A 20,716-nucleotide genomic window follows, 5' to 3' on the forward strand; every position below is an offset into this window, starting at 1 on the left:
CGGAAGGCGTTCCTCGGAGGGGTTCAGCGTCGTCAGGCGTGCAGCGCCTCGTTCAGTGTCACGCCGACGCCGGCTCTCGCGGATGCCTCGACGGCGCCGGTCAGGGAATTGCGACGGAACAGGATGCCGTCGCGGCCCGACAGCTCGCCGGCCTTGAGCGTCTCGTCACCGATCTTCACCTTGGTGCCGGCGGTGACGTAGAGTCCCGCCTCCACAACGCAGTCGTCGCCGAGCGAGATACCGATGCCCGCGTTCGCGCCGAGGAGCGTCCGCGCACCGATCGAGACACGGTGGGTGCCGCCGCCAGACAGCGTGCCCATGATCGATGCGCCGCCGCCGATGTCGGTCCCGTCGCCGATGACGACGCCCTGCGACACACGGCCCTCGACCATCGAGGAACCGAGGGTGCCGGCGTTGAAGTTGACGAAGCCCTCGTGCATCACCGTCGTTCCGGGGGAGAGGTGCGCGCCCAGGCGCACGCGGGACGCGTCGGCGATGCGTACGCCCACGGGCAGGACATAGTCGGTCAGACGGGGGAACTTGTCGAGACCCTGCACCTCGATGCCGTGGCGTTTCAGCAGCGGAAGGAGGCGCGCCGCATCGTCGGGGTGCACAGGACCGGCGTTCGTCCATGCGACGTTGGGGAGGTGGCTGAAGATGCCGTCGAGGTTGATCTCGTTCGGACGCACGAGTAGGTGCGACAGCGCGTGCAGACGCAGATAGGCGTCGACGGTGGAGGCGGGCGCAGCATCCGCGTCGATGGTCAGCGCCACCGTCTCGACGACGACAGCGCGTCGTTCGTCGGGGCCGGCGGAGGCTTCGAGCGCAGCCTTCTCGGCATCCAGGTCGGGGGAGGAGCCGAGGACCGGCCGCGGGAACCAGGCGTCGAGCACCGTTCCGTCGAGGGTCCGCGTGGAGAGGCCGGCAGCGCTGATGCGTCGTTCGTTGCTCACACCCTCAGGCTACCGGCGCGGGCGCGTGTGAAATGATCGGGGGCATGCCCGTGCTCGACCTCACCGCCTCGTCCGTCGACCTGACCCGGGCGATCTGCGACATCCCCAGCGTGTCCGATGACGAGACTCCTCTCGCGGATGCCATCGAGGCCGCCGTCTCCGCCTACGACCACCTCGAGGTCATTCGCGACGGCGACACGATCGTTGCGCGCACCTCGCTCGGCCGCAGCCGACGCGTGGTCATCGCCGGGCACATCGACACGGTCCCGATCAACCGCAACCTGCCCGTCGAAGACCGGGAGATCGACGGACAGGCGTTCCTCTGGGGGCGCGGCACCGTCGACATGAAGGCCGGCGTCGCGGTGCAGCTCAAGCTCGCCGCGGAGCTCACCGACCCCGCGGTCGACATCACGTGGATGTGGTACGACCACGAAGAGGTCGACTCCACGCTCAACGGTCTCGGGCGTCTGTCGCGCAACCGCCCCGACCTGTTCGAGGGCGACTTCGCGATCCTCGGTGAGCCGAGCAACGGCGAGGTCGAGGGGGGCTGCAACGGCACGCTCCGCGCCCTCATCCGCACCGACGGCGTGCGTGCGCACAGTGCCCGTTCCTGGATCGGCGAGAACGCGATCCACAAGGCCGCCCCCATCCTCGCCCGCCTGGCCGAGTACCGGGCCCGTGAGATCGAGGTCGAGGGACTCGTCTACCGCGAAGGACTCAACGCCGTGCGCATCTCGGGCGGCGTCGCGGGCAACGTCATCCCCGACGCGTGCGAGGTCGAGGTGAATTACCGCTTCGCTCCCAGCCGGGACGCCGAGGGCGCCGCACGCGTCGTCCGCGACGTGTTCACCGGTTTCGAGGTCGACATCGTCGACATCGCCGAGGGAGCGCGCCCGGGGCTCGACGCGCCCCTGGCGAAGGAATTCGTGGATGCCGTCGGCGCCACGCCCACACCCAAGTACGGCTGGACCGACGTGGCGCGATTCTCGGCGCTCGGCATCCCGGCGGTGAACTACGGTCCCGGCGACCCGCACCTCGCGCACCACGATGAGGAACGCGTCCCCGTCGCGCAGATCGACGCGGTCGAACGCGGGCTCCGCGCCTGGCTGAGCGCGTCGTGACCGCTCCAGCCGCCATCACCACCACCGCGAACGCATGGACGCGGCTTCCCGTCGCGGCGCGGATCGCCATCGTCTACGTGATCGCACGTCTGATCACGACGGCGTTCTTCCTGTTCGCGGCGTCGTTGTCGACCGAGGGATCCCGATTCGGGATCGCCCCCTCGCTGTCGGATCTCGCCATCGGCTGGGATGCACAGTGGTACTGGACGGTAGCGGTATCGGGGTACCCGTCACAGCTGCCGCTCGCCGAAGCCGGTCACATCGCCGAGAACGCCTGGGCGTTCATGCCGCTGTACGCCTATCTCTCGGCCGGTCTCGGATTCTTCCTCGGGTCGTGGGGTACGGGCGCCGTCGTGGTCTCGCTCGTGGCGGGCTATGGGGCGTGCGTCATTCTGCACGCAATGCTGCGGGAGCGCATCGGAGGGGATGCCGCGATGTGGGCGGTCGTGCTCTTCTCGTGCGGCCCGCTCGCCGCGCTGTTCCAGGTCGGATACGCCGAGACGCTCTTCCTCTTCTTGCTGTTCCTGTCCATCCGATGCGTCCAGCGACGACGGTGGGGCTGGTTGTACCTCCTGGTGCCGGCCATGGGCTTCACCCGCCCCGGCATCCTGGCCTTCGCGCTCTTCCTCGGGCTCTATGGCATCCATCGCTTCCTCCGCCGACGCAGCGAGGCGCTGCCCGCACGTGACGTGGTGCACATCGTGTCGTTGGGCGCTCTGGCCACCCTCGTGGGGTTCTCGTGGCAGTGGCTGGCCGCTGTCGTGACCGGCGATCCGGGGGCCTACCTCGCCACCGAGCTCGCCTGGCGGCGCAACTGGTTGGGCGGTGAGAGCGGGTTCGTACCGGTCGACGGGTGGGTCAAGGCCGCGGGCTTCTGGTTCACGCAGTGGGGTCTCGGTCCCGAGATGGGCTACATCTTCCTCTTCCTGCTGGTCGTCGCCGTCGCGGCGGGCCTGCTTCTGCTGCCGCAGGTGAAGAAGCTCGGGATCGAGGTGCGCCTCTGGTCGGCGAGCTATCTCGTCTATCTCCTGCTGGTGTTCTTCCCGCAGTCCAGCGTCTTCCGGTTGCTCGTGCCGGCGTCGCCGCTCTTCGGCGCCTTTGCGGTGCCGCGATCGTTGCCATGGCGTCTCGGAATGCTCGCCCTCGCCCTGGTCGGACAGTGGTGGTGGATCTACAACATGTACGCCCTCGGGAACACGTATTGGCAGATTCCGTGACCTCGCGACGTCCGGTGACGACCTTTGACGGCGGGTTGCGCCGGTGACCGACTAAACTAGTCGGAGAGCAATCATGAGAAGGGGGCCGCGATGGCAGCCATGAAGCCGCGTACCGGTGACGGACCGATGGAGGCCGTGAAAGAGGGTCGGTTGATCATCGTGCGGGTGCCGCTCGAGGGGGGTGGACGACTCGTCGTCTCCGTGAACGATGCCGAGGCGAAAGAACTTTACGACGTCCTCGGTGGCGTCGTCACCGCCTGACGACCGTCAACGTGCGAAGGCCGGCCCCTCGGGGTCGGCCTTCCGTGTCTTCCGGGGCGAGGGGCTGCGCGGTTTCGGCGGACGATCCGTGCTCCGACTGACCCGGTCGTCGTGGGTCGTTGAGACCGCGCGTGCGCGGGAATGCCGGTGAACCGCGGGGGCTGTCGCATGGGCTCGAGACCGGTGAAGGATCCGTCGAACGCGAGGCCGCGCCCCGACGCTCAGACGTCGGTCGGGCGCGTCGTCAACTGCAGGAGGCCCTCACCGGTGGTCGACAGGGCCCCGATGACGGCCGGCGAGGTCTGCACCTCTTGGATGAGCGAGCGGTAGGCCGTCGTCACGGCGTCGCGCCGCACCGGGTCGGCCACCGCGCCGTTCGCAAGCACGCGGGGGATGAGGACCGTGCCGCCGGCGCGAACCAGTCGCAACCCATGCTCGACGTATTCGATGACACCCTCGGGATCGGCGTCGATGAACACGATGTCGTAAGACGCCTCGTTCATGCGCGGGAGGACATCGGATGCCCGACCGGTGATGAAGCGCGCACGAGCGGCGGGGACGCGCGCGTCGATGAATGCGGACCTCGCGGCCCCGAGATGCTCGGGTTCGTTGTCGATCGTCGTGAGGGTCGCGCGCGGTGAACCGTGGAGCAGCCAGAGGCCGGAGACACCGCCGCCGGTTCCGACCTCGACGATGTTGAGGGCTCGGGATGCCGCCGCGAGGACAGCCGCCTGCGCACCGACCGCCGCACTGATGGGCGCAGCACCCAGTTCGAGAGCGTGCGCCCGTGCGCGAGCGATGTGCTCGGGCTCGACCGTCGACTCCTGCACGAACCGCTCGTTCGCCTGTTGACCGCTCACATGGACCTCCTCGTTCAGGCTAGACGGCCGATCGGTGCGGGACCCCCAGGCGCGGCCGGTAATCTGGAGGCATGTTCTTCGGGCTCACGATCGAGAAGCTCATGCTGATCGGCGTGATCGCGGCGGTCCTCATCGGACCGGAGCGCCTGCCCCGCTACGCCGAGGCGCTGGCGAAGTTCACCAAACGCGCGAAAGAGACCATGCAGGGCGCGCGGTCGCGCATGCGCGATGAGATGGGCCCCGAGTTCGACGACGTCGACTGGAAGAAGCTCGATCCGCGTCAGTACGACCCGCGTCGTATCATCCGCGAGGCTCTGCTCGACGACACCCCGACCGCGACGATGCGCGCGGCGGGTGCGGCGGCTCTGGCCGCCCGGGAGAAGCCGGAGACGACACCCTTCGTCGCGGGGGAGCGTCCCCCGTTCGACGACGAGGCCACCTGAGCCGACTCTCTCCGGAAGACAGAGGGACCGGGTCAGACGCCGAGACGCAGTGGCTTGCCGGCGAGTCCACGCGGGCGCACCGCGAGGGCCGCGGCGGCGGCGTCGATCGCGCAGGCCGCGGGGTCGTCGGGGTTCGCGATGACGACCGGACGCCCGTCGTCGCCACCGGTCCGCAGGGCGGAACTCAGGGGGACGGATGCCAGCAGGGGCACGTCGTCGTACTCGCTCGAGAGGGCGCGGGCCACGGCTTCGCCGCCCCCGGCGCCGAACAGGTCGAGCAGCGTCCCGTCGGGGAGGGTCATCGCGGACATGTTCTCGATCACGCCGATGGGCCGCTGACCCGTCTGGCGCGCCACGAGGCCCGACCGGACGGCGACGTCGGCGGCGGCCGCCTGCGGGGTCGTCACGACGAGCACGTCGGCGTGGGGGAGGAGCTGGCCGACCGAGATCGCCACGTCACCCGTACCCGGAGGCATGTCGAGCAGCAACACATCGAGATCGCCGAAGAAGACGTCGGTGAGGAACTGCTGCACGGTGCGGTGCAGCATCGGACCACGCCAGGCGACCGCGCCCGCGGCGTCTTCTCCCGGGCGGCGCAGGAACATCCCTATCGAGATGACCTTCACGCCGTAGGCCACGGGCGGGAGGATGAGGTCGTCGAGCTTCGTCGGCGCCGGCGGCAGACCGTCGTCGTCGACCAGGCCGAGCAGGCCCGGGATCGAGAACCCGTGAACGTCGGCATCCACGAGTCCGACGCGTAAGCCCCGTGCTGCGAGAGCCACGGCGAGGTTGGCGGTGATCGTCGATTTGCCGACACCTCCCTTGCCGCTCGTCACCGCGATGACGCGGGTGAGCGAATCGGGGCCGAAGGGCATCTCCCGTTTGGCCCGCCCGCCCCGGAGCTTGTCGGTCAGGGCCTTGCGCTCGTCGGGCGACATCACACCGATCCGCACGTCGACGGCGTCGATGCCCGCGACCGAGGCTGCGGCATCCCGGACATCGCGCTCGATGCGATCGGCGGCCGGGCAACCGACGATCGTCAGTGCGATCGCGACGTCGGCGGTCGACCCGTGCACGTCGACGCCGCGCAGCATGTCGAGCTCGCCGAGCGGGCGGCGCAGCTCGGGGTCGGTGACCGCCGCGACGGCCGCGCGGACGCGCTCCGCGAGCTCGTCCGTCACGAGCCGGACCGCGAGTGCTCGTCGTGTTCGTCGAGACGCTCGAGGGCGGCTTTGAGCTCGGCGCGCAGGGTGTCTTTCGTGATGACCTCGTCGGTCAGGTCGCGCACGGCCATCCGCAGCGCGACGATCTCACGAGCGAGGTACTCGGTGTCGGCGAGGTTGCGTTCGGAGCGTTGGCGGTCCTGCTCGATCTGCACGCGGTCGCGGTCGTCCTGTCGGTTCTGGGCGAGCAGGATGAGAGGGGCTGCGTACGACGCCTGCAGCGAGAGCACGAGCGTCAGGGCGGTGAAGCCGATCGCCGCCGAGTCGAAGCGCAGCTCTTCGGGTGCGAAAGAGTTGAAGGCCATCCACACGACGCAGAAGAGCGTGAGCGAGAGCAGGAAGGTGGGCGTGCCCATCGCGCGGGCGACCCACTCGGTGAAGCGCCCGAAACGGTCGCGGGACGGCTGCGGGGCGCGCGGGGCGAGAACCCCTGTGCGCCCACGGGGTGCGTCGAGGGCGGGACGTCGGTTCGTGCGTGCCATCAGCGCCTCCTCGGGGTGTGCGGGACCTGGGTGGGGATGCTCCGCGTCGCGAGCTGCCTCGTGGTGGTCTTGGGTGTGGGATCGTCACCGTCGTGCGTGCGCCAGTCGTCGGGCAGCAGGTAGTCGAGCACGTCGTCGACGCTGACGCAGCCGACGAGGCGATGCGCCTGGTCGACCACGGGCAGCGACACGAGGTTGTAGCTGGCGAGCAGGCGCGCGACCTCGGCCGCGGTGGCGTCGGCGGGAACGGGCTCGAGGGTGTCGTCGATGATCGCGCCGAGTCGCTCGTGCGGCGGGTAGCGCAGCATCCGCTGGAAGTGCACCGTTCCCAGGAGCCGCCCGGTGGGCGTCTCGTACGGCGGGAGGGTGATGAACACGGATGCCGCGAGTGCGGGGTGCAGCTCGTGACGGCGGATGAGGGCGAGAGCCTCGGCCACCGTGGCATCCGCCGACAGCACGATGGGCTCGGGCGTCATGAGGCCACCGGCGGTGTCGGGCCCGTACTGCAGAAGGGCGCGCACGTCGTCGGCCTCGTCGGGCTCCATCAGCTCGAGCAGCTGTTCGGAGCGGGACTCGGGGAGCTGACCGAGGAGGTCGGCCGCGTCGTCGGGCTCCATGGCATCCAGGATGTCGGCGGCACGCTCGTCGCCTAGCTGTTCGAGGATGTGCACCTGCTCGTCTTCGGGCATCTCTTCGAGAGCGTCGGCGAGGCGGTCGTCGCTGAGCTCCTCCGCCACCTCGATCAGACGCTCCTCGGGCAGGTCGAGGAGGGTGTTGGCGAGATCGGCGGGCTTGAGCTCGGAGTAGGTTGCGACGAGCTGTTCGGCGGACTGCGCTTCGCCGGGCGTCTGGTTCTCGCGCACCTCACCCCAGGCGGCGAACGTCGTCGCCCCCTTGGCGAACGGGGAGGCGCTCGTGCGGGGGCGACGCAGGAACAGCTGGCCTACGTCCCATTCGCCGAGGCGGTTGCGCTCGATCGCGACGTCTTCGATCACCGCGCTGCCGGAGCCGTCGACGAGGCTCACGCGGCGCCCGAGCATCTCGGCCATCACACGCACTTCGCCACCGCGCTGCTGGAAGCGGCGCACGTTGATGAGGCCGGTCGTGATGACCTGACCCGACTGGATGGAGGTGACGCGCCCGATGGACACGAACACATGTCGACGGCCGGGGATCTCGACGACGAGCCCCACGACGCGCGGCGCCGCCGACGCGCGGTAGATCACCACGACGTCGCGCACCTTGCCCAGACGGTCTCCCGCCGGGTCGAACACCGTGCAGCCCGTCAAACGGGCGACGAAAACCCTCTGCGTGCTCACCGGTCCAGCGTAGTCCGCAGGTCTTGGTGAACACCTCGGGAACGGTCAGGCGCGCGTGACAGGATGGTGAAATGAGTATGTTCGCGCAGCGTCCGGGTGCCGGGCGCGACGACGTCGGCGAGAAGATCGCTTCGTTTCCGACGTACGAGCAGGCGCAGAAGACGGTCTCGTCGCTGATCGCCGGCGAAGTTCCCGCGCGCGACATCGCCATCGTCGGGTCGGGACTGCGGTCGATCGAGCGCATCACCGGCAAGCTCGGCTACGCGACCGCCGCCCGCTCAGGCGCCCTGAACGGCCTCATGCTCGGTCTGCTCTTCGCGTTCATCTTCGTCCTCGGGACCCCGACCGTGCAGATCTCCGCCTTCGTCGGCGTGCTGCTGGTCGGAATGGCGCTCGGCATGCTGCTGAGCCTGGGCACCTACTCGATCGTGCGCCGTCGTCGTGATTTCGCGTCGGTCATGCAGGTCGCCGCCGACCACTACGACGTGTGCGTCGCTGCGGGCAGTGTGCACAAGGCTCGGGGCATCGTCGGACCCACGGGAGCGCCGCGCACTGTCGTGTCACGACCCGCTCCGGATGACGCAGCGCCGCCGCGATACGGCGAGCGTGTGGCGCCGGGGACCGAGGCCCCCGCGGTCGCACCTCGGCCTCCGGTCACCGCTCCCGTCGGCGAAGCCGGGCCGCCGCAGTATGGGGAACGCGTGTCGCCGCGGGGCGATGCCCCGGCCGCTCCGCCGCGCCCGCCGGCCCCCACGGCGTCTCCCGCCTCGTCACCCGCTCCGGCCGGTGAGGAGCCGCCCCGGTACGGTGAGCGCGTGACGCCGTCGCCCCGCGGGGACGACGACGCCCAAGCCGCCGACGGCGGCTCCACGCCACCCTCCCGGTGAGCACCCAGTCCGTCCGCATCCCCGTCACTCTGTCGACGGGCGCCTCCGAGGTGTCGGGGCTGTGGGCACGGGCGCAATCGCCGGCGGCGCCGACGATCGCCCTGGCTCACGGAGCGGGCGCGGGCATGGAGCATCCGTTCCTCGCCGGGTTGGCGGACGCCCTGGTGGCGGACGGTGTGTCAGTGTTGCGCTTCGTCTTCCCCTACGTCGAGGCCGGACGCCGTATGCCCGGACCCGCGGCTCACGCCGTCGCGACGTGGGCGGGCGTGCAGGCGTGGCTCGGCGCAGCGGCCCCCGGTCGTTGGGCTGCCGTGGGCAAGTCGTACGGCGGGCGGATGGCGTCGGTCGCGTGCGCCGAGGACGTCATCGCCCCCGCAGCGCTGGTCTATCTGGGTTACCCCCTGCACCCGCCCGGCCGGCCCGACAAGCCGCGGCGTGAGCATCTGCCCGCCATCGCGGTTCCGCAGCTGTTCGTCGAGGGGGAGAACGACCCGTTCATCGATCCGAGGGCGCAGTTCGATGAGGTCGTGGCCTCGTGCCAGGATGCCCGGGTGCACTGGGTCGTCGGCGGCAACCACTCGTTCGAGGTGAAGGGCGCGCGGCGGCCCGCGTACGAGATCGGCGCGGGACTGGCGCCGGTGGTGGGGGAGTTCGTTCGCGGGGTGTGAGGGATGTTTCTACCGCCCGCGGCCACCCGGTGACTCGCGAGATCGGGTGTCATCGGGGAGGAGGCCGCAGCGAGAGATCGCAAGGAGTTCGACGGCCGGGCGGTCGCCCGCCAACGCGTCCTCGACGCTGACGGTGACGCCCAGGGGCTTGTAAAGCACGTCTACGTTCGCGAACGAAACCTCGATCTGCGTGTCGCGTACCTCCCAGTCTTCGCCCAGCAGGCCGGGCAGCGTCTCGATGAATGCGTCGATATCGAAACCTTCCGGGACATAAACGAACCAGTGCCCTGTGAAGAATGCTCCCTTGCGATTCGACAAGAGCAACGGGTCGCCGCACGAGTACGGCTCGCCCTCGGGCTGAGGTGCCACCTCCTTCGGGTCGGGGATGACTGCCACGACCCGATCAAGGGAGGAAACCACTTCTTCCCGGACGGTGTCATAGGTCGGTTCGTTCACGCCACATCCTCCGAGTCCGAGCACGGCTGCCAGTGCCAGGATGGCGCTGACTCTACGTTTCATGCCGTTGCCTCCTTCAAGATCTTCTTGACGAAACGGAGCACGTCCCCGTTCACATTCTCGTCGTTGCTCATCAGAGCGTTGTGGTGGTCCACACTGTCCTTAATCACGAGGGGCGACGCGCCGGCGAGCTTCCACGGGTCGAATCCTGGCAGTCCGGTATCGACGACCTGCACTCCTGGGAAGCTTTCGGGGGCGATGTCGAAACCCACGTACCCGAGGCGTTGGCCGGCGTAGTAGCGGTTGATGTCGTCCGGACTCTGCGCGGCGTAGTAAGCGGTTTCAGAGGAGGGGACATACGGACCCACAGCTCCGACAGAGGCCGCCATGAACCTGGAATCGACTGTCCCGCCGTAGCGCTCGGCTGCACTCCCGACCGCCCCCGCATATGAGTGCTCGTAGCTCATGGTCCATAGGTCGGGGCGCGCGGCTGAGACCCCTCGAATGAAGTTTGCGTACTCGGGCGCCCTATTCGCGGCGAAGGTGTTGAGCTGCGGTCCGTCGAGCAGAAGCGGACTGAGCTGCGGCATTGGACCGGTCATCACGGTGAACGACACCACCGAGCCCGAGCCTTCGCGCACCTGCCACTCACCGAAGCCTGTGACGTGGTTTCCGTCGTAGAAGGAGTCGGCCGTCGTATTGGTACCCGGCACGACGAACAGCGCTGATTTTGCGCTAGACGGATCCCCCGACATCTCGATGAGCGAGCCGTGGTCGGGGTCCCACGCGTACAACTGCTTCTGTGTTGCCATCACAGCTTCGAAGTACGCCACCTCCCGATCGATTGCGTCGAGGTCTGCGGAGGGCACGAAGCGTCGCGGCGCGTCACCTGAACCGGGACGACCGAGCGCGCGGTCGCGTTTCGCGCGGAGCTCGGTCAGGTGGCCTGCGGCGCGGGCACGGTTGGCCGCGACGCGATCGGCGAGGGCGACGCCGTCGAGGTTGCCGATCAGGGCGGGGACCCCCGCGACGAGCGCGGCCGCGACGCTGGGGGACAGGCTCGCCCACCATGTCGCCACGGCCTCCGGCTGGCCGCGTCGGATGATGGCTGGCCACTCCGGGTGCTCGCGCAGCAGGCGTGCCGCATCGGCACCGTCGCGGCGGGCGAGACGGTGAAGGAGGGGGAGCGCTGCTTCGTCGACGAGCGACCTCGATGGCGCAGCCAGTGCGACCTCATCAGCGGGGAGGTCGCGGGTGAGGGTCCATGAGACGTCGGGGATCGCGCGCAGTGTCGCAGCGCATGCGCGTGCTGCGGCATCCCATCCATCGATCAGGGCGGCGCAATCTCGGCGGAATTCGGCTTGTCGTTCGTCGTGCGCGATGTCGTCGAGACGCCGACCGAAGTCGTCGCTCGCCTCGGGGAGGGAGAGGCTCGAGGTTGCCGTCTGCTCGCGAAGTCGTTCGATCAGGGCGTCGCGTCGGCGGTTCGTCGCCTCGAGTTCGTCGGCGAGCGTCTCGATCGCTGCTCGCGCGCCGCGCAGGCCCGTATGGATCTCGGCGGCGGCAGGATCGAGTGGACGCAGGCTCTGCTGCAGCGCGGTCGCTTCGGGTGCCCGGTACACACTCGACAGCAGCCCCCAGGTGAACAGGATCCGATCGGCCGATGGTTTCGTGGCGGATCCCGCGGCCTCGACGGACATGGCGAGTCGACGCAGCTCGCCGGGATCGGCGGGGCAGACGGGGACGTCGTCGATCGAGGGGGTCATGGACGCGCCCGCCCGAACCGCGCCGGATCGAACGGCGCCGGGTCGGGGTCGGTGCGCGACGTCGTCGAGGCCATCTCGTCGTCTGCCTCGACGTACGCGAGGATGACCGATCGGAGGGTCGTAAGGGCTGACCGACCCCGCGACACGATTCCGCGCGACAACTCGACCCGAGCGTGCGTGACCTCGTCGAACGCCGCTCGCGCAGACGGAAGGCCGCCGAGCGCGCCGCTCAGCGCCTCGACAGCATCACGCAGTGCGCGGGAGCGATCGAGGGCGTCGTCGAGGGCGAGACGGACACGATCGGCGATGCCGATGATCTCATCGGGCTGCACGGAGAACGACATCCCCGGATGCTAATGAAGACGACCGCGCGCCCGTTTCCCGCCTGTGGATAACGGCCCGGAATTCACCATCGCGCTCGCCCGAAGACGAACGCGGGATCAGCGTCCGGCGGCGTATCCCTGCGCACCCCGCGGGTTGGCAGCGGCCCACAAGACACCGTCGACATCGCGCCCGACCGCGGTCACACGCCCGAGCGACCAGTCGCCCGTGCGGCGCACGCGGTGACCACGCGCTTCGAGGGCGGCGATCACCTCGTCGCCGAGGCGATCCTCGACCGTCGCGCCCGCCGGCATCCAGGTGCGCGGCCAGAACGAGTCGATGAGCGCGGTCGTGTTGAGCGTCGGCGCGTCAATCGCCTGCTGGCCGGAGTACCCGCCGACCAGCAGACGCAGCAGGACAGGCAGCTGCCACTGGTCCTGCTGGTCGCCGCCGGGTGAGCCCATCGCGATCACCTCCGCGCCCCGCGTCAGCACGGTGGGTGTCAGCGTGGTGCGCGGTCGTCGGCCCGGTTCGAGGGATGCCGGGTGACCCGGCGTGAGCCACGTCGCCTGCAGCCGCGTACCCAGGCAGAACCCCAGTGAGGGCACCGTCGGCGACGACTGCAGCCAACCGCCCGACGGGGTCGCCGACACGGCGTTGCCCCACCGGTCGATCACGTCGATGTGGCAGGTGTCTCCGCGCGTCTGCCCCGAACGGTCGACGGTCGGCTCGCCCGTCGACCCGTCGACCCCGACCGCGTCGGTACGAAGCGGAGGGAGACGCGGTGGTCGTCCGTCGGGCGATCCGGGGCGCAGGTCGGTCGAGGCCTCGGGACCGATGAGCGTTCGCCGCGCGGCGATGTAGTCGTCGTCGAGCAGGGCGTCGATGTCGACGGCTCCGTCCGTATCGCCGAACCACGCGTCGCGATCGGCGTACGCGAGCTTCTGGGCCTCGAGCAGAAGGTGCGCACCGTCGACCGTCGCGGGGTCGAGGTGCGTGTCGTCGGCATCACCGATGAGGCGCAGCGTCTGCAGCAGGGCGGGGCCCTGCGACCACATGCCGGCCTTGTAGACGTCCCACCCGCGGAATCGAACGGTCACGGCGGGCTCGTACCCTGCACGCCACTGGGCGAAGTCGTCGGCGTCGAGGACGCCGGGATGATCGCGGCCGTCGGCGTGCCGGTGCGGACGCCGGATGAACGCCGCCGCCTCGGGCAGCACCTCGGTCATCCACCGCGATCGCGCCGCGTCGATGCGTGCCTCGCGGTCCGGCGCGTCGAATCCGGCGGCGACGAGACCGTCGAGGACGTCCGCCCACGCCGGGTTCTTCAGGACCGTGTCGGGCGCCGGCGGCGAGCCGGTCGGCATCCACCGCTCCGCCGATGTCGGCCAGTGCGCGCGGAACAGGTCGGCGACCCGCGCGATCGTGGCCGCGGCCCCCGCGACGAGCGGATGTCCGTCACGGGCATAGCCGATGGCGTAGGCGATCGCGTCGGCGAGCTCCCACGTGCCGTGATCGCGCAGGAGCAGCAACCACGCATCGACGGCGCCGGGAACGGCGGCGGACAGGCCGCCCGCTCCGGGCACGAGGTCGAGACCGCGCGAGCGGAAGTGGTCGATGCTCGCGGCCGCGGGCGCCGGGCCCTGGCCCATCAGAACCTGGGGGCGGTCTTCTCCCGCCGGCCGGATCAGGGCGACGAGATCGCCACCCGGGCCGTTCAGATGCGGCTCGACGACGTGCAGCACGAACGCCCCGGCGACGGCGGCGTCGAACGCGTTTCCCCCGCGCTCGAGCACCGCCTGGGCGGTCGCCGTGGCCGTCCAGTGCGTAGACGCCGACATGCCGAAAGTGCCCCGCAGGGTCGGACGCGTGGTGAAGGATGCCGGTGGCGTGAACGTCATCGCGAGAGCCGGGCGATCCACTCCTCGACCTCGTCGGCGGTGCGCGGGATCGCCGCCGACAGATTGACCGGTCCGTCGGCGGTCATGACGATGTCGTCTTCGATGCGGGCGCCGATGCCGCGGTACTCCTCGGGGACGGTGAGATCGTCGATCTGGAAGTAGAGCCCCGGCTCGATCGTGAACACCATGCCCGGCGCGAGCAGACCGTCGTAGTACATGTCGCGACGCGCCTGGGCGCAGTCGTGCACGTCGATGCCGAGATGGTGGCTCGTTCCGTGCACCATGTAGCGGCGGTGCTGGCCGCCGCTGTCGGCGTCCAGAGCCTCTTCGGCGGTCACGGGGAGCAGACCCCACTCAGCCACGCGCGCGGCGATGACCTCCATCGCGGCCTCGTGCAGGCGGCGGAACGGCACCCCCACCTTCGCCGCGGCGAACGACGCGTCGGCGGCTTCACGGACCGCCTCGTAGACACGGCGCTGGACGTCGGTGAACGTGCCCGACACCGGCAGCGTCCGTGTGATGTCGGCCGTGTACAGACTGTCGACCTCGACGCCGGCGTCGACGAGGATGAGGTCGCCGGGCGTGACCGCACCGTCGTTGCGCGTCCAGTGCAGGTAGCACGCGTGCGGACCCGACGCGGCGATCGTGTCGTAGCCGACGCTGTTGCCGTCGGACCGGGCACGCTGGTGGAACACGCCCTCGACGAGACGCTCTCCGCGGGGGTGCTCGATGATGCGGGGCAGTTCGGCGACGATGTCGTCGAAGCCGCGTCCGGTCACCTCGACGGCCAGGGCCATCTCGGCCAATTCGTACTCGTCTTTGACCAGACGCAGCTCCGAGACGAACCGGGTGACCTCGTCGTCGTCGCCGACGGTGAGATCGTCGTCGCCGGGTTGGAAGTCGGAGAGGTGCGCCGTGGCGATGGCGAGGTCGGCGGCGACGCCGTCGAGCGCGGGGCGGGGACCGATCCAGAACTCGCCGACCGTGGCGTCGGAGTAGAACTCGGCGGTGGTGCGATCGGCACGCTCGCGGAAGTAGAGCACGGCTTCGTGTCCCTCGTCGCGCGGTTCGAAGACGAGCACGGCGTCGGGCTCGGCGTCACGGCCCCACCCCGTCAGGTGGGCGAAGGCGGAATGGGCGCGGAACGGATAGTCGGTGTCGTTGCTGCGCTGCTTGAGGCCCCCGGCGGGTACGACGACCCGCCGACCGGGGAACGCCTCCGACACGCGCGCGCGTCGATGTGCGGCCCACGCGGACTGCTCCCGTGGCTCGGGAAGGACGTCGGGATGCTCCGCCCAGCCGGTCGAGATGGTCTCGAGGAAGCCGCGGGGGAAGGGCGCCTTGCGATTGCTCGGAGCGTCGAGGGGCTTGGTGTCGTCAGCCTGGGGGTCGGCGGTCGGCGCGGTCGTGTCGCTGGTGGAGGGGGCATCCATCGTTCCAGTCTCGCACCGGTTCGCGACGGGCGCACGGATGCCACGGGTCTCGGTTCAGCCGGAGGTGCGCTCGAGCTGGACGACGATGGGGCGGTGGTCGCTGCCCGAACCGTCGAGCGAGCGCATGACGACGGAGCCCGACACGGTCCAGTCGGGGGTCGCCATGACGTGGTCGATGGGGGCGCCCAGCATCGCGGGGGCGTCCGTCGGCCAGGTGCCCACACCGCCGTTCCCGCTCTCGGATGCCGTGTCGTGACAACGCCCGAGCGTGCCCCCCTCGACGCCCATCCCCGTCATGTGGTCGAGGGTCGCGTTGAAGTCGCCCGCGAGGATGACGTTGTCGCTCGCGCACTGGTCGGCGAGCCACTGCAGGTCGCTGCGCCACTGCGTCATGTAGTCCCGCCGCGGAGCGACGGCGTGGGCTGCGACGATGATCGGACCGTCGCCGGAGGTCGGCATGGCGACCGCGCTCGGCACGGTCGAGGTGTTGCTGGAGCCGTCGAGAGACGATTCGATGACGGAGTAATCGCCCAGCTCGGGGCGGATCAGGACGGTGGTCGAGGTGGCATCCCATCCGGTGATGCCGTATTCGCCGTACTCCGCGTGGTGCGCCCACATGGGTTGGCCCATGTCGCGCATCATCTCCGCCACCTGGGCGCCGGTGTCGATCGTCGTCTCGGGGAGGGTCACGACGTCGGCCTGCATCCCCACCGCGAACTGGGCGATGGACTCGGCGGAGGTGGCCGACCCGGCGGTGTTCCAGGTCATGACGCGCAGGCTGGTTTCCGTTTTGGCGGGGAGGTCTTCGGATCCGAGACCGCGCTGCGCGAGCACTGCCGCGTTGACGCCGCCGGAAACGCCGAAGATCAGAGCGAGCACGAGGGCCAGCGCCCGCACCGGGCGGATGAGCGCGAACAGCAGCATGAGCAGTGTCGCGGCGATCATCACGGCAGCCAGGGGAGCGCGGAACGAGACCACCTGCGCGATCGGGAAGACACGTTCCACACCGAATGCGGAGGGCCACGTCAGCACCGCGGCGCCCGCCGCCACGACGAGCGCGACGAGGGAACCGAGCAGTCGACGCACGCACCCGACCTTAGGTCAGACGTCTGGGAGATCGACCGACGTCGGCCGGATGCCGCCTGCGTGGTGATGACGGGTGCGGCACCGTCCGGGCGGGGGAGCGGAGCGCTACGCTCGATGGGTGCCGCATGCCCCTCGATTCACCGGACCGAGCGACCTGCACCTGCACTCGTCGCACTCCGACGGCACGGAACCCCCCGCCGAGGTCATGGCGGCAGCCCACCGTTACGGCTTGCGCACCGCCGCCCTCACCGACCACGACACGACGTCGGGATGGGCGGAGGCGGCCGAGGCGGCGACATCTCTCGGGATGACGTTCGTGCCCGGTATGGAGCTGTCGTCGCGTCACCGCTGGCGCAGCGTCCACCTGCTCGCCTACCTCGTGGATCCAGACGACCCGGCGCTGCGGGCGATGACCGATCGCATCCGGTCGTCGCGCGTGGATCGTGCGCAGATCATGGCCGAGCGCATCTCGCGCGACTACGACATCGCGTGGGACGACATCGTCGAGCAGACCAGCGATGGGGCCACCGTCGGGCGCCCGCACATCGCCGATGCCTTGGTGGCTCGTGGGATCGTGGTCGATCGAACCGAGGCGTTCGCCGGCATCCTGCATCCCGCGGGCGACTACTACGTGGCGCTCTACGCCCCGGATCCCGTCGCGGCGGTGGAGCTCGTCGTCGGCGCGGGCGGTGTGCCGATCATCGCGCACCCGGCCGGGCGGGCTCTGCTGCCCGACGGTGTGCTGCAGTCGATGCTCGACGCGGGCCTCGCGGGTTTCGAGCTGGCGCATCGCGAGAACCTGCCCGAGCCGACCGCGTTGCTGGCACGGCTCGCCGCGGAGCGCGATCTCATCGTGACCGGGTCGAGCGATTATCACGGCCTCGGCAAGCCCAACGTACCGGGCGAGAACACCACCGCCGATGACATGGTCGCGCGCATCTTCGCCCTCGGCCGCGGGACGGCGCCGGTCTACCCGTAGACGGTGAACTCCCCGCGCGGGCGGCTCCTGTCCGGCATCCGTTGAGTGACGCGTTTCGCGGTTCGTGTTGCCGTCCGGCGTCGGTTGAGGAGCGCGGTTCGTGGCTCAGGGGTTGCCGTCTGGCATCCGTGAGAACGCGGTTCGCCGGGGGAAACGCGTGGACGAGGCCTTTTTCGCGGGCGGATGCCGTTCCTCGCGGGGCGCGCGTGCCGCAGGCGCGCGCGGCCGGTGCCGCAGGAACGCGGGACGCCCGCCGCACCGCCGAGGGGAACGGACACGGCGCCGACCCCCGGAGGGATCAGCGCCGTGTCGAGGTGCGGTGCGTCAGGCGACGGGGGCCGTCGGGGTGCCGGAGCTGCCACCGCTGCGGCGGCGACGGCGACGACGCGGGGCCGCATTGCCGTCGTGGTGCTCCTTGCCGGCGCCGTCGTGCGTGCCGGCGCCGTCCTCGTCGCGGGGAGCCGCCTCGCCGGCGGCCGTGGCACCCGTTGCACCTCGACGACGGCGACGACGCGGACCGCTCTCGCCCTCGGCATCCGCGGGGCCGTCGGCCTTCTTCTCGGGCCTCGGTGCGACCGCCTTCGGCGCCGTCACGAGGCGGCCCTTCGTGCCCTCGGGGATGTCGAGATCGGTGTAGAGGTGCGGGCTCGACGAGTACGTCTCGGTGGGTTCGGGCTGGCCGAACTCGAGGGCGCGGTTGATGAGCGCCCACTTGTGCAGGTCGTCCCAGTCGACGAACGTCACCGCGATACCGGTCTTGCCGGCGCGACCGGTGCGGCCGGCGCGGTGCAGGTAGGTCTTCTCGTCATCGGGGATGGTGTGGTTGATGACGTGGGTGACGTCGTTGACGTCGATACCGCGGGCGGCGACGTCGGTGGCGATGAGGACGTCTCTCTTGCCGGCCTTGAACGCGGCCATCGAACGCTCGCGTGCTTCCTGGCTCATGTCGCCATGCACGGCGGCGGCGTTGAAGCCGCGGTCGCCGAGCTCGTCGACGAGCTTCTGCGCGGCGCGCTTGGTGCGGGTGAAGATGACGGCCTTCTCGCGACCGTCGGACTGCAGGATGCGGGCGATGACCTCGTCTTTGTCGAGCGAGTGCGCGCGGTAGACGAGGTGCTTGATGTTGGCCTGGGTCAGACCCTCGTCGGGGTCGTTGGCGCGCATGTGGATCGGGTTCGACATGAACCGGCGCGCGAGGGCCACGATCGGGCCGGGCATTGTCGCCGAGAACAGCTGCGTGTGCCGCACGGGCGGGACCTTCGAGAAGATCTTCTCGATGTCGGCGAGGAAGCCGAGGTCGAGCATCTTGTCAGCCTCGTCCAGCACGACCTCGGTCGCGCTCGAGAGGTCGAGCAGGCGCTGATTGGCGAGGTCGATCAGACGACCCGGCGTGCCGACGACGATCTGCGCGCCGGCCTTGAGCTGGTCGATCTGGCCCTCGTACGCCTTGCCGCCGTAGATCGCGACGACGCTCGTGGGGCGGTTGCTGGTGAGCATGTCCATGTCTTCGTAGACCTGGACGGCGAGCTCGCGGGTGGGAACCACGATCAGGGCCTTCACGCCCGGCTCGGGGTTCGGTCCGAGGCGCTGCACCACGGGGATTCCGAAGCCGAAGGTCTTCCCGGTGCCCGTCTTGGCCTGGCCGATGATGTCCTGACCGGGGAGACCGAGGGGGATCGTCTGCTCCTGGATGGGGAAGGCATCGATGATGCCCTTGGTCGCGAGGGCGTCGACGATGTCCTGGTCGACGCCGAGCTCGGCGAATGTCGTCATGAGGTGCCTGTTCCGGCGGCGAGAGACCGCCTGGGAGTCGAATCCACGCCCTCACTCGTCCACAGGCGCAGGGTCCCGATCCGTTGTCGGGACCCGACCACTCTACCCGGCGTGTCTCCGGAGGCCCCGACGCCTAGGCTGTCTACGTGTTCGCGTGGTTACGTCGTCGTCAGCGCCCCGTGGGCCGCACGCTCCAACTGCGCTCGCGCGGTGATCTCGGCGAGGCGATGCGTGTCGACTTCGCCGAACTCGCGCCCGACGTCGAGACCTTCCTCGGACAGGCGGCCTACCTGCAGCTGGGGTTCTTCGAGACGTTGAGCGAGCTGATCGCCCTCACTCCCGAGCTCGCCGAGAAGGAATCGCTCTCGCGGGCGGCCGGTGCGGCCCTCATCAAGCACCAGGAACTCGTCGCGCTGATCCGCGACCGGGGAGCCGATCCGACGCAGCTCATGCTGCCGTTCCGCGAGTCGCTCGACGCTTTCCGCCGCAACACCCACGGCGTGCGCCCGCAAGAGACGATGCTGACCGTGCACATCACGGCGGGCCTGCTCGACGACTTCTACCTCGCGCTGTCGTCGAGCTACGGAGACACGGGGAGACGCGTCGCCCGCATCCTGCAGGCCGACGATGACAGGCAGGCGATCGTCGACATCATCGCGGCGACCATCGACAGCGATGAGGAGTGGCGTTGGCTCCTGGCCCTCTGGGGTCGACGCCTGGTCGGCGACACGCTGCTCGTCGCCCGCGCAGCCCTTCGGCACGGGCACCTCGATCGCGCCGATGAAGAGAAGGTCGAGCCCGTCTTCAGCGAACTGATGGGTGCGCACGCACGACGGATGGATGCCATGGGGCTGGCCGCCTGACGCGGCCCCTCGCGCGGGACGGATGCCATCGACCGCGCGAACTGACGCCCGTCAGACTCCGAGCCGCGCGCGGTCCGCGTGGTCTCGAGCGAGACGCGCCCGGGTGACGAGCGGGACGAGAGCGAAGGCGGTCGCGGCCGGTGCGATGACGGCGACGAGCCACAGGATGGGCGAGTCGACCCCGAGCCCCATCCACGTGGCGGCCGTCCAGACGACTCCGGCCGCCGCGGCACCTGCGAGCGGCGCCAGAAGCGCCCCCCGCAGTCGGCGGTGCGGCAGCGAGAAGTGCGCGGCGAGTCCGATCACGGCGCCGATGATCAGGCCGAGCAGGATCTGCACGGTCGTGGACTCAGGCGACGAAGCCGACGCGGCGAGACTCTTCGGTGCCGAGCTCGACGAAGGCCAGGTTGGCGGTGGGGACGAGGTAGGAGTTGCCCTTCACATCCGTGAAGGCGACGTGGCTGGCCGAGGAGTCGAGGGCCGTAGCGACGGCGGTCTTGACGGCGTCGGAGCTCTCATTGGTCTCGAAGTTGAGTTCGCGGCCGGTGTTGGTGATGCCGATGCGGATCTCCACGATGCGTCCTTTCCTCGCGGGGCCGCGGTCGGCCCTGCTCGTCCTTCGACTCTAGGGCAGGCGTGCGGGGCGACGACCCGGTGGGGGCGGCGCTTCGCGGACGGCGAACGCCCGCTCCCGGGACGGCTCC

The 20,716-nt window shown here is 69.9% G+C and carries 22 protein-coding genes; 8 read left to right on the forward strand and 14 right to left on the reverse strand.

Annotated elements, in window-relative coordinates; all coding sequences use genetic code 11:
• Positions 1-32: 32 nt before the first annotated feature.
• Positions 33-953 (reverse strand): 2,3,4,5-tetrahydropyridine-2,6-dicarboxylate N-succinyltransferase, encoded by a 921-nt coding sequence (dapD, locus tag ASF76_RS04505; protein WP_055953668.1) that lies wholly within the window; start codon positions 951-953, stop codon positions 33-35.
• Between the two features lie 44 nt (positions 954-997).
• Between dapD and dapE the strand changes: the two genes are divergently transcribed.
• The 3 genes from dapE to ASF76_RS16625 all read left to right on the forward strand — a co-directional run bounded on the left by dapE (position 998) and on the right by ASF76_RS16625 (position 3,552).
• The gene (gene dapE, locus ASF76_RS04510) at positions 998-2,074 is read left to right on the forward strand and encodes a succinyl-diaminopimelate desuccinylase (protein WP_055953671.1); all 1,077 of its coding nucleotides are present in this window, start codon (positions 998-1,000) and stop codon (positions 2,072-2,074) included.
• On the forward strand, positions 2,071-3,291 hold the full coding sequence (locus tag ASF76_RS04515; protein WP_156459147.1) for a hypothetical protein: 1,221 nt from the start codon (positions 2,071-2,073) through the stop codon (positions 3,289-3,291). The genes dapE and ASF76_RS04515 overlap by 4 nt, the downstream gene beginning before the upstream one ends.
• Positions 3,292-3,381: 90 nt before the next feature.
• Positions 3,382-3,552 (forward strand): DUF3117 domain-containing protein, encoded by a 171-nt coding sequence (locus tag ASF76_RS16625; RefSeq protein ID WP_074615842.1) that lies wholly within the window; start codon positions 3,382-3,384, stop codon positions 3,550-3,552.
• A gap of 221 nt (positions 3,553-3,773) precedes the next feature.
• Here the strand turns inward: ASF76_RS16625 and ASF76_RS04520 are convergent, their stop codons facing one another.
• Positions 3,774-4,412: an O-methyltransferase gene (locus tag ASF76_RS04520; RefSeq protein WP_055953676.1), complete on the reverse strand. Its 639-nt coding sequence runs from the start codon at positions 4,410-4,412 to the stop codon at positions 3,774-3,776.
• A 71-nt stretch (positions 4,413-4,483) separates the two neighbouring features.
• Between ASF76_RS04520 and ASF76_RS04525 the strand changes: the two genes are divergently transcribed.
• Complete coding sequence (locus ASF76_RS04525) at positions 4,484-4,855, forward strand: hypothetical protein (RefSeq protein WP_055953679.1); 372 nt, start codon at positions 4,484-4,486, stop codon at positions 4,853-4,855.
• Positions 4,856-4,887: 32 nt separating this feature from the next.
• On the opposite strand, the gene ASF76_RS04530 is transcribed toward ASF76_RS04525, so the two are convergent.
• From ASF76_RS04530 to ASF76_RS04540, 3 genes are read right to left on the reverse strand one after another with little or no spacing between them, the layout of a single operon-like run.
• Positions 4,888-6,036, reverse strand: a complete 1,149-nt coding sequence (locus tag ASF76_RS04530; protein WP_055953682.1) for an Mrp/NBP35 family ATP-binding protein — start codon at positions 6,034-6,036, stop codon at positions 4,888-4,890.
• Positions 6,033-6,560 (reverse strand): DUF1003 domain-containing protein, encoded by a 528-nt coding sequence (locus ASF76_RS04535; protein WP_055953686.1) that lies wholly within the window; start codon positions 6,558-6,560, stop codon positions 6,033-6,035. Before ASF76_RS04535 ends, ASF76_RS04530 begins: the two co-directional genes overlap by 4 nt.
• Positions 6,560-7,879 carry a magnesium transporter gene (locus ASF76_RS04540; RefSeq protein ID WP_055953689.1) on the reverse strand — a complete coding sequence of 440 codons (1,320 nt, stop codon included), beginning with the start codon at positions 7,877-7,879 and terminating at the stop codon, positions 6,560-6,562. Before ASF76_RS04540 ends, ASF76_RS04535 begins: the two co-directional genes overlap by 1 nt.
• Positions 7,880-7,950: 71 nt before the next feature.
• Here ASF76_RS04540 and ASF76_RS04545 point away from each other — a divergent pair, with 71 nt between their 5' ends.
• Positions 7,951-8,766 carry a general stress protein gene (locus tag ASF76_RS04545; protein ID WP_235561235.1) on the forward strand — a complete coding sequence of 272 codons (816 nt, stop codon included), beginning with the start codon at positions 7,951-7,953 and terminating at the stop codon, positions 8,764-8,766.
• Complete coding sequence (locus tag ASF76_RS04550) at positions 8,763-9,434, forward strand: alpha/beta hydrolase family protein (RefSeq protein ID WP_235561236.1); 672 nt, start codon at positions 8,763-8,765, stop codon at positions 9,432-9,434. Before ASF76_RS04545 ends, ASF76_RS04550 begins: the two co-directional genes overlap by 4 nt.
• 9 nt (positions 9,435-9,443) lie before the next feature.
• On the opposite strand, the gene ASF76_RS04555 is transcribed toward ASF76_RS04550, so the two are convergent.
• The 6 genes from ASF76_RS04555 to ASF76_RS04580 form a co-directional block, all read right to left on the reverse strand.
• On the reverse strand, positions 9,444-9,890 hold the full coding sequence (locus ASF76_RS04555) for a hypothetical protein (RefSeq protein ID WP_055953692.1): 447 nt from the start codon (positions 9,888-9,890) through the stop codon (positions 9,444-9,446).
• 59 nt (positions 9,891-9,949) lie between these two features.
• Positions 9,950-11,656, reverse strand: coding sequence for a hypothetical protein (locus tag ASF76_RS04560; protein ID WP_055953696.1), 1,707 nt, complete (start codon positions 11,654-11,656; stop codon positions 9,950-9,952).
• The gene (locus tag ASF76_RS04565; protein WP_055953699.1) at positions 11,653-12,000 is read right to left on the reverse strand and encodes a hypothetical protein; all 348 of its coding nucleotides are present in this window, start codon (positions 11,998-12,000) and stop codon (positions 11,653-11,655) included. Before ASF76_RS04565 ends, ASF76_RS04560 begins: the two co-directional genes overlap by 4 nt.
• A 96-nt stretch (positions 12,001-12,096) precedes the next feature.
• The gene (locus ASF76_RS04570; RefSeq protein ID WP_055955304.1) at positions 12,097-13,878 is read right to left on the reverse strand and encodes a gamma-glutamyltransferase family protein; all 1,782 of its coding nucleotides are present in this window, start codon (positions 13,876-13,878) and stop codon (positions 12,097-12,099) included.
• Positions 13,875-15,311, reverse strand: a complete 1,437-nt coding sequence (locus ASF76_RS04575) for an aminopeptidase P family protein (RefSeq protein WP_055953701.1) — start codon at positions 15,309-15,311, stop codon at positions 13,875-13,877. The genes ASF76_RS04570 and ASF76_RS04575 overlap by 4 nt, the downstream gene beginning before the upstream one ends.
• A 54-nt stretch (positions 15,312-15,365) precedes the next feature.
• The gene (locus ASF76_RS04580) at positions 15,366-16,397 is read right to left on the reverse strand and encodes an endonuclease/exonuclease/phosphatase family protein (protein ID WP_055953704.1); all 1,032 of its coding nucleotides are present in this window, start codon (positions 16,395-16,397) and stop codon (positions 15,366-15,368) included.
• Positions 16,398-16,515: 118 nt separating this feature from the next.
• Between ASF76_RS04580 and ASF76_RS04585 the strand changes: the two genes are divergently transcribed.
• Positions 16,516-17,376: a PHP domain-containing protein gene (locus ASF76_RS04585; protein WP_055953707.1), complete on the forward strand. Its 861-nt coding sequence runs from the start codon at positions 16,516-16,518 to the stop codon at positions 17,374-17,376.
• 324 nt (positions 17,377-17,700) lie between these two features.
• On the opposite strand, the gene ASF76_RS04590 is transcribed toward ASF76_RS04585, so the two are convergent.
• On the reverse strand, positions 17,701-19,149 hold the full coding sequence (locus tag ASF76_RS04590; RefSeq protein WP_055953710.1) for a DEAD/DEAH box helicase: 1,449 nt from the start codon (positions 19,147-19,149) through the stop codon (positions 17,701-17,703).
• A gap of 146 nt (positions 19,150-19,295) precedes the next feature.
• On the opposite strand from ASF76_RS04590, the gene ASF76_RS04595 reads away from it, so the two are divergent.
• Positions 19,296-20,012 (forward strand): ferritin-like fold-containing protein, encoded by a 717-nt coding sequence (locus ASF76_RS04595; protein WP_055953713.1) that lies wholly within the window; start codon positions 19,296-19,298, stop codon positions 20,010-20,012.
• 51 nt (positions 20,013-20,063) lie between these two features.
• Here the strand turns inward: ASF76_RS04595 and ASF76_RS04600 are convergent, their stop codons facing one another.
• Positions 20,064-20,351, reverse strand: a complete 288-nt coding sequence (locus tag ASF76_RS04600; protein WP_055953716.1) for a hypothetical protein — start codon at positions 20,349-20,351, stop codon at positions 20,064-20,066.
• Positions 20,352-20,361: 10 nt separating this feature from the next.
• Positions 20,362-20,586, reverse strand: coding sequence for a DUF3107 domain-containing protein (locus tag ASF76_RS04605; RefSeq protein ID WP_055953718.1), 225 nt, complete (start codon positions 20,584-20,586; stop codon positions 20,362-20,364).
• Positions 20,587-20,716 lie beyond the last annotated feature (130 nt).

The sequence above is a fragment of the Microbacterium sp. Leaf151 genome, from assembly GCF_001424225.1.
GTDB lineage: Bacteria > Actinomycetota > Actinomycetes > Actinomycetales > Microbacteriaceae > Microbacterium.

Coding starts and splice junctions, on each gene's coding strand:
- dapE (WP_055953671.1), top strand. CDS start 998: ATGCCCGTGCTCGACCTCACCGCCTCGTCCGTCGACCTGACCCGGGCG.
- ASF76_RS16625 (WP_074615842.1), top strand. CDS start 3,382: ATGGCAGCCATGAAGCCGCGTACCGGTGACGGACCGATGGAGGCCGTG.
- ASF76_RS04525 (WP_055953679.1), top strand. CDS start 4,484: ATGTTCTTCGGGCTCACGATCGAGAAGCTCATGCTGATCGGCGTGATC.
- ASF76_RS04535 (WP_055953686.1), bottom strand. CDS start 6,560: ATGGCACGCACGAACCGACGTCCCGCCCTCGACGCACCCCGTGGGCGC.
- ASF76_RS04545 (WP_235561235.1), top strand. CDS start 7,951: ATGAGTATGTTCGCGCAGCGTCCGGGTGCCGGGCGCGACGACGTCGGC.
- ASF76_RS04560 (WP_055953696.1), bottom strand. CDS start 11,656: ATGACCCCCTCGATCGACGACGTCCCCGTCTGCCCCGCCGATCCCGGC.
- ASF76_RS04565 (WP_055953699.1), bottom strand. CDS start 12,000: ATGTCGTTCTCCGTGCAGCCCGATGAGATCATCGGCATCGCCGATCGT.
- ASF76_RS04570 (WP_055955304.1), bottom strand. CDS start 13,878: ATGACGTTCACGCCACCGGCATCCTTCACCACGCGTCCGACCCTGCGG.
- ASF76_RS04575 (WP_055953701.1), bottom strand. CDS start 15,311: ATGGATGCCCCCTCCACCAGCGACACGACCGCGCCGACCGCCGACCCC.
- ASF76_RS04590 (WP_055953710.1), bottom strand. CDS start 19,149: ATGACGACATTCGCCGAGCTCGGCGTCGACCAGGACATCGTCGACGCC.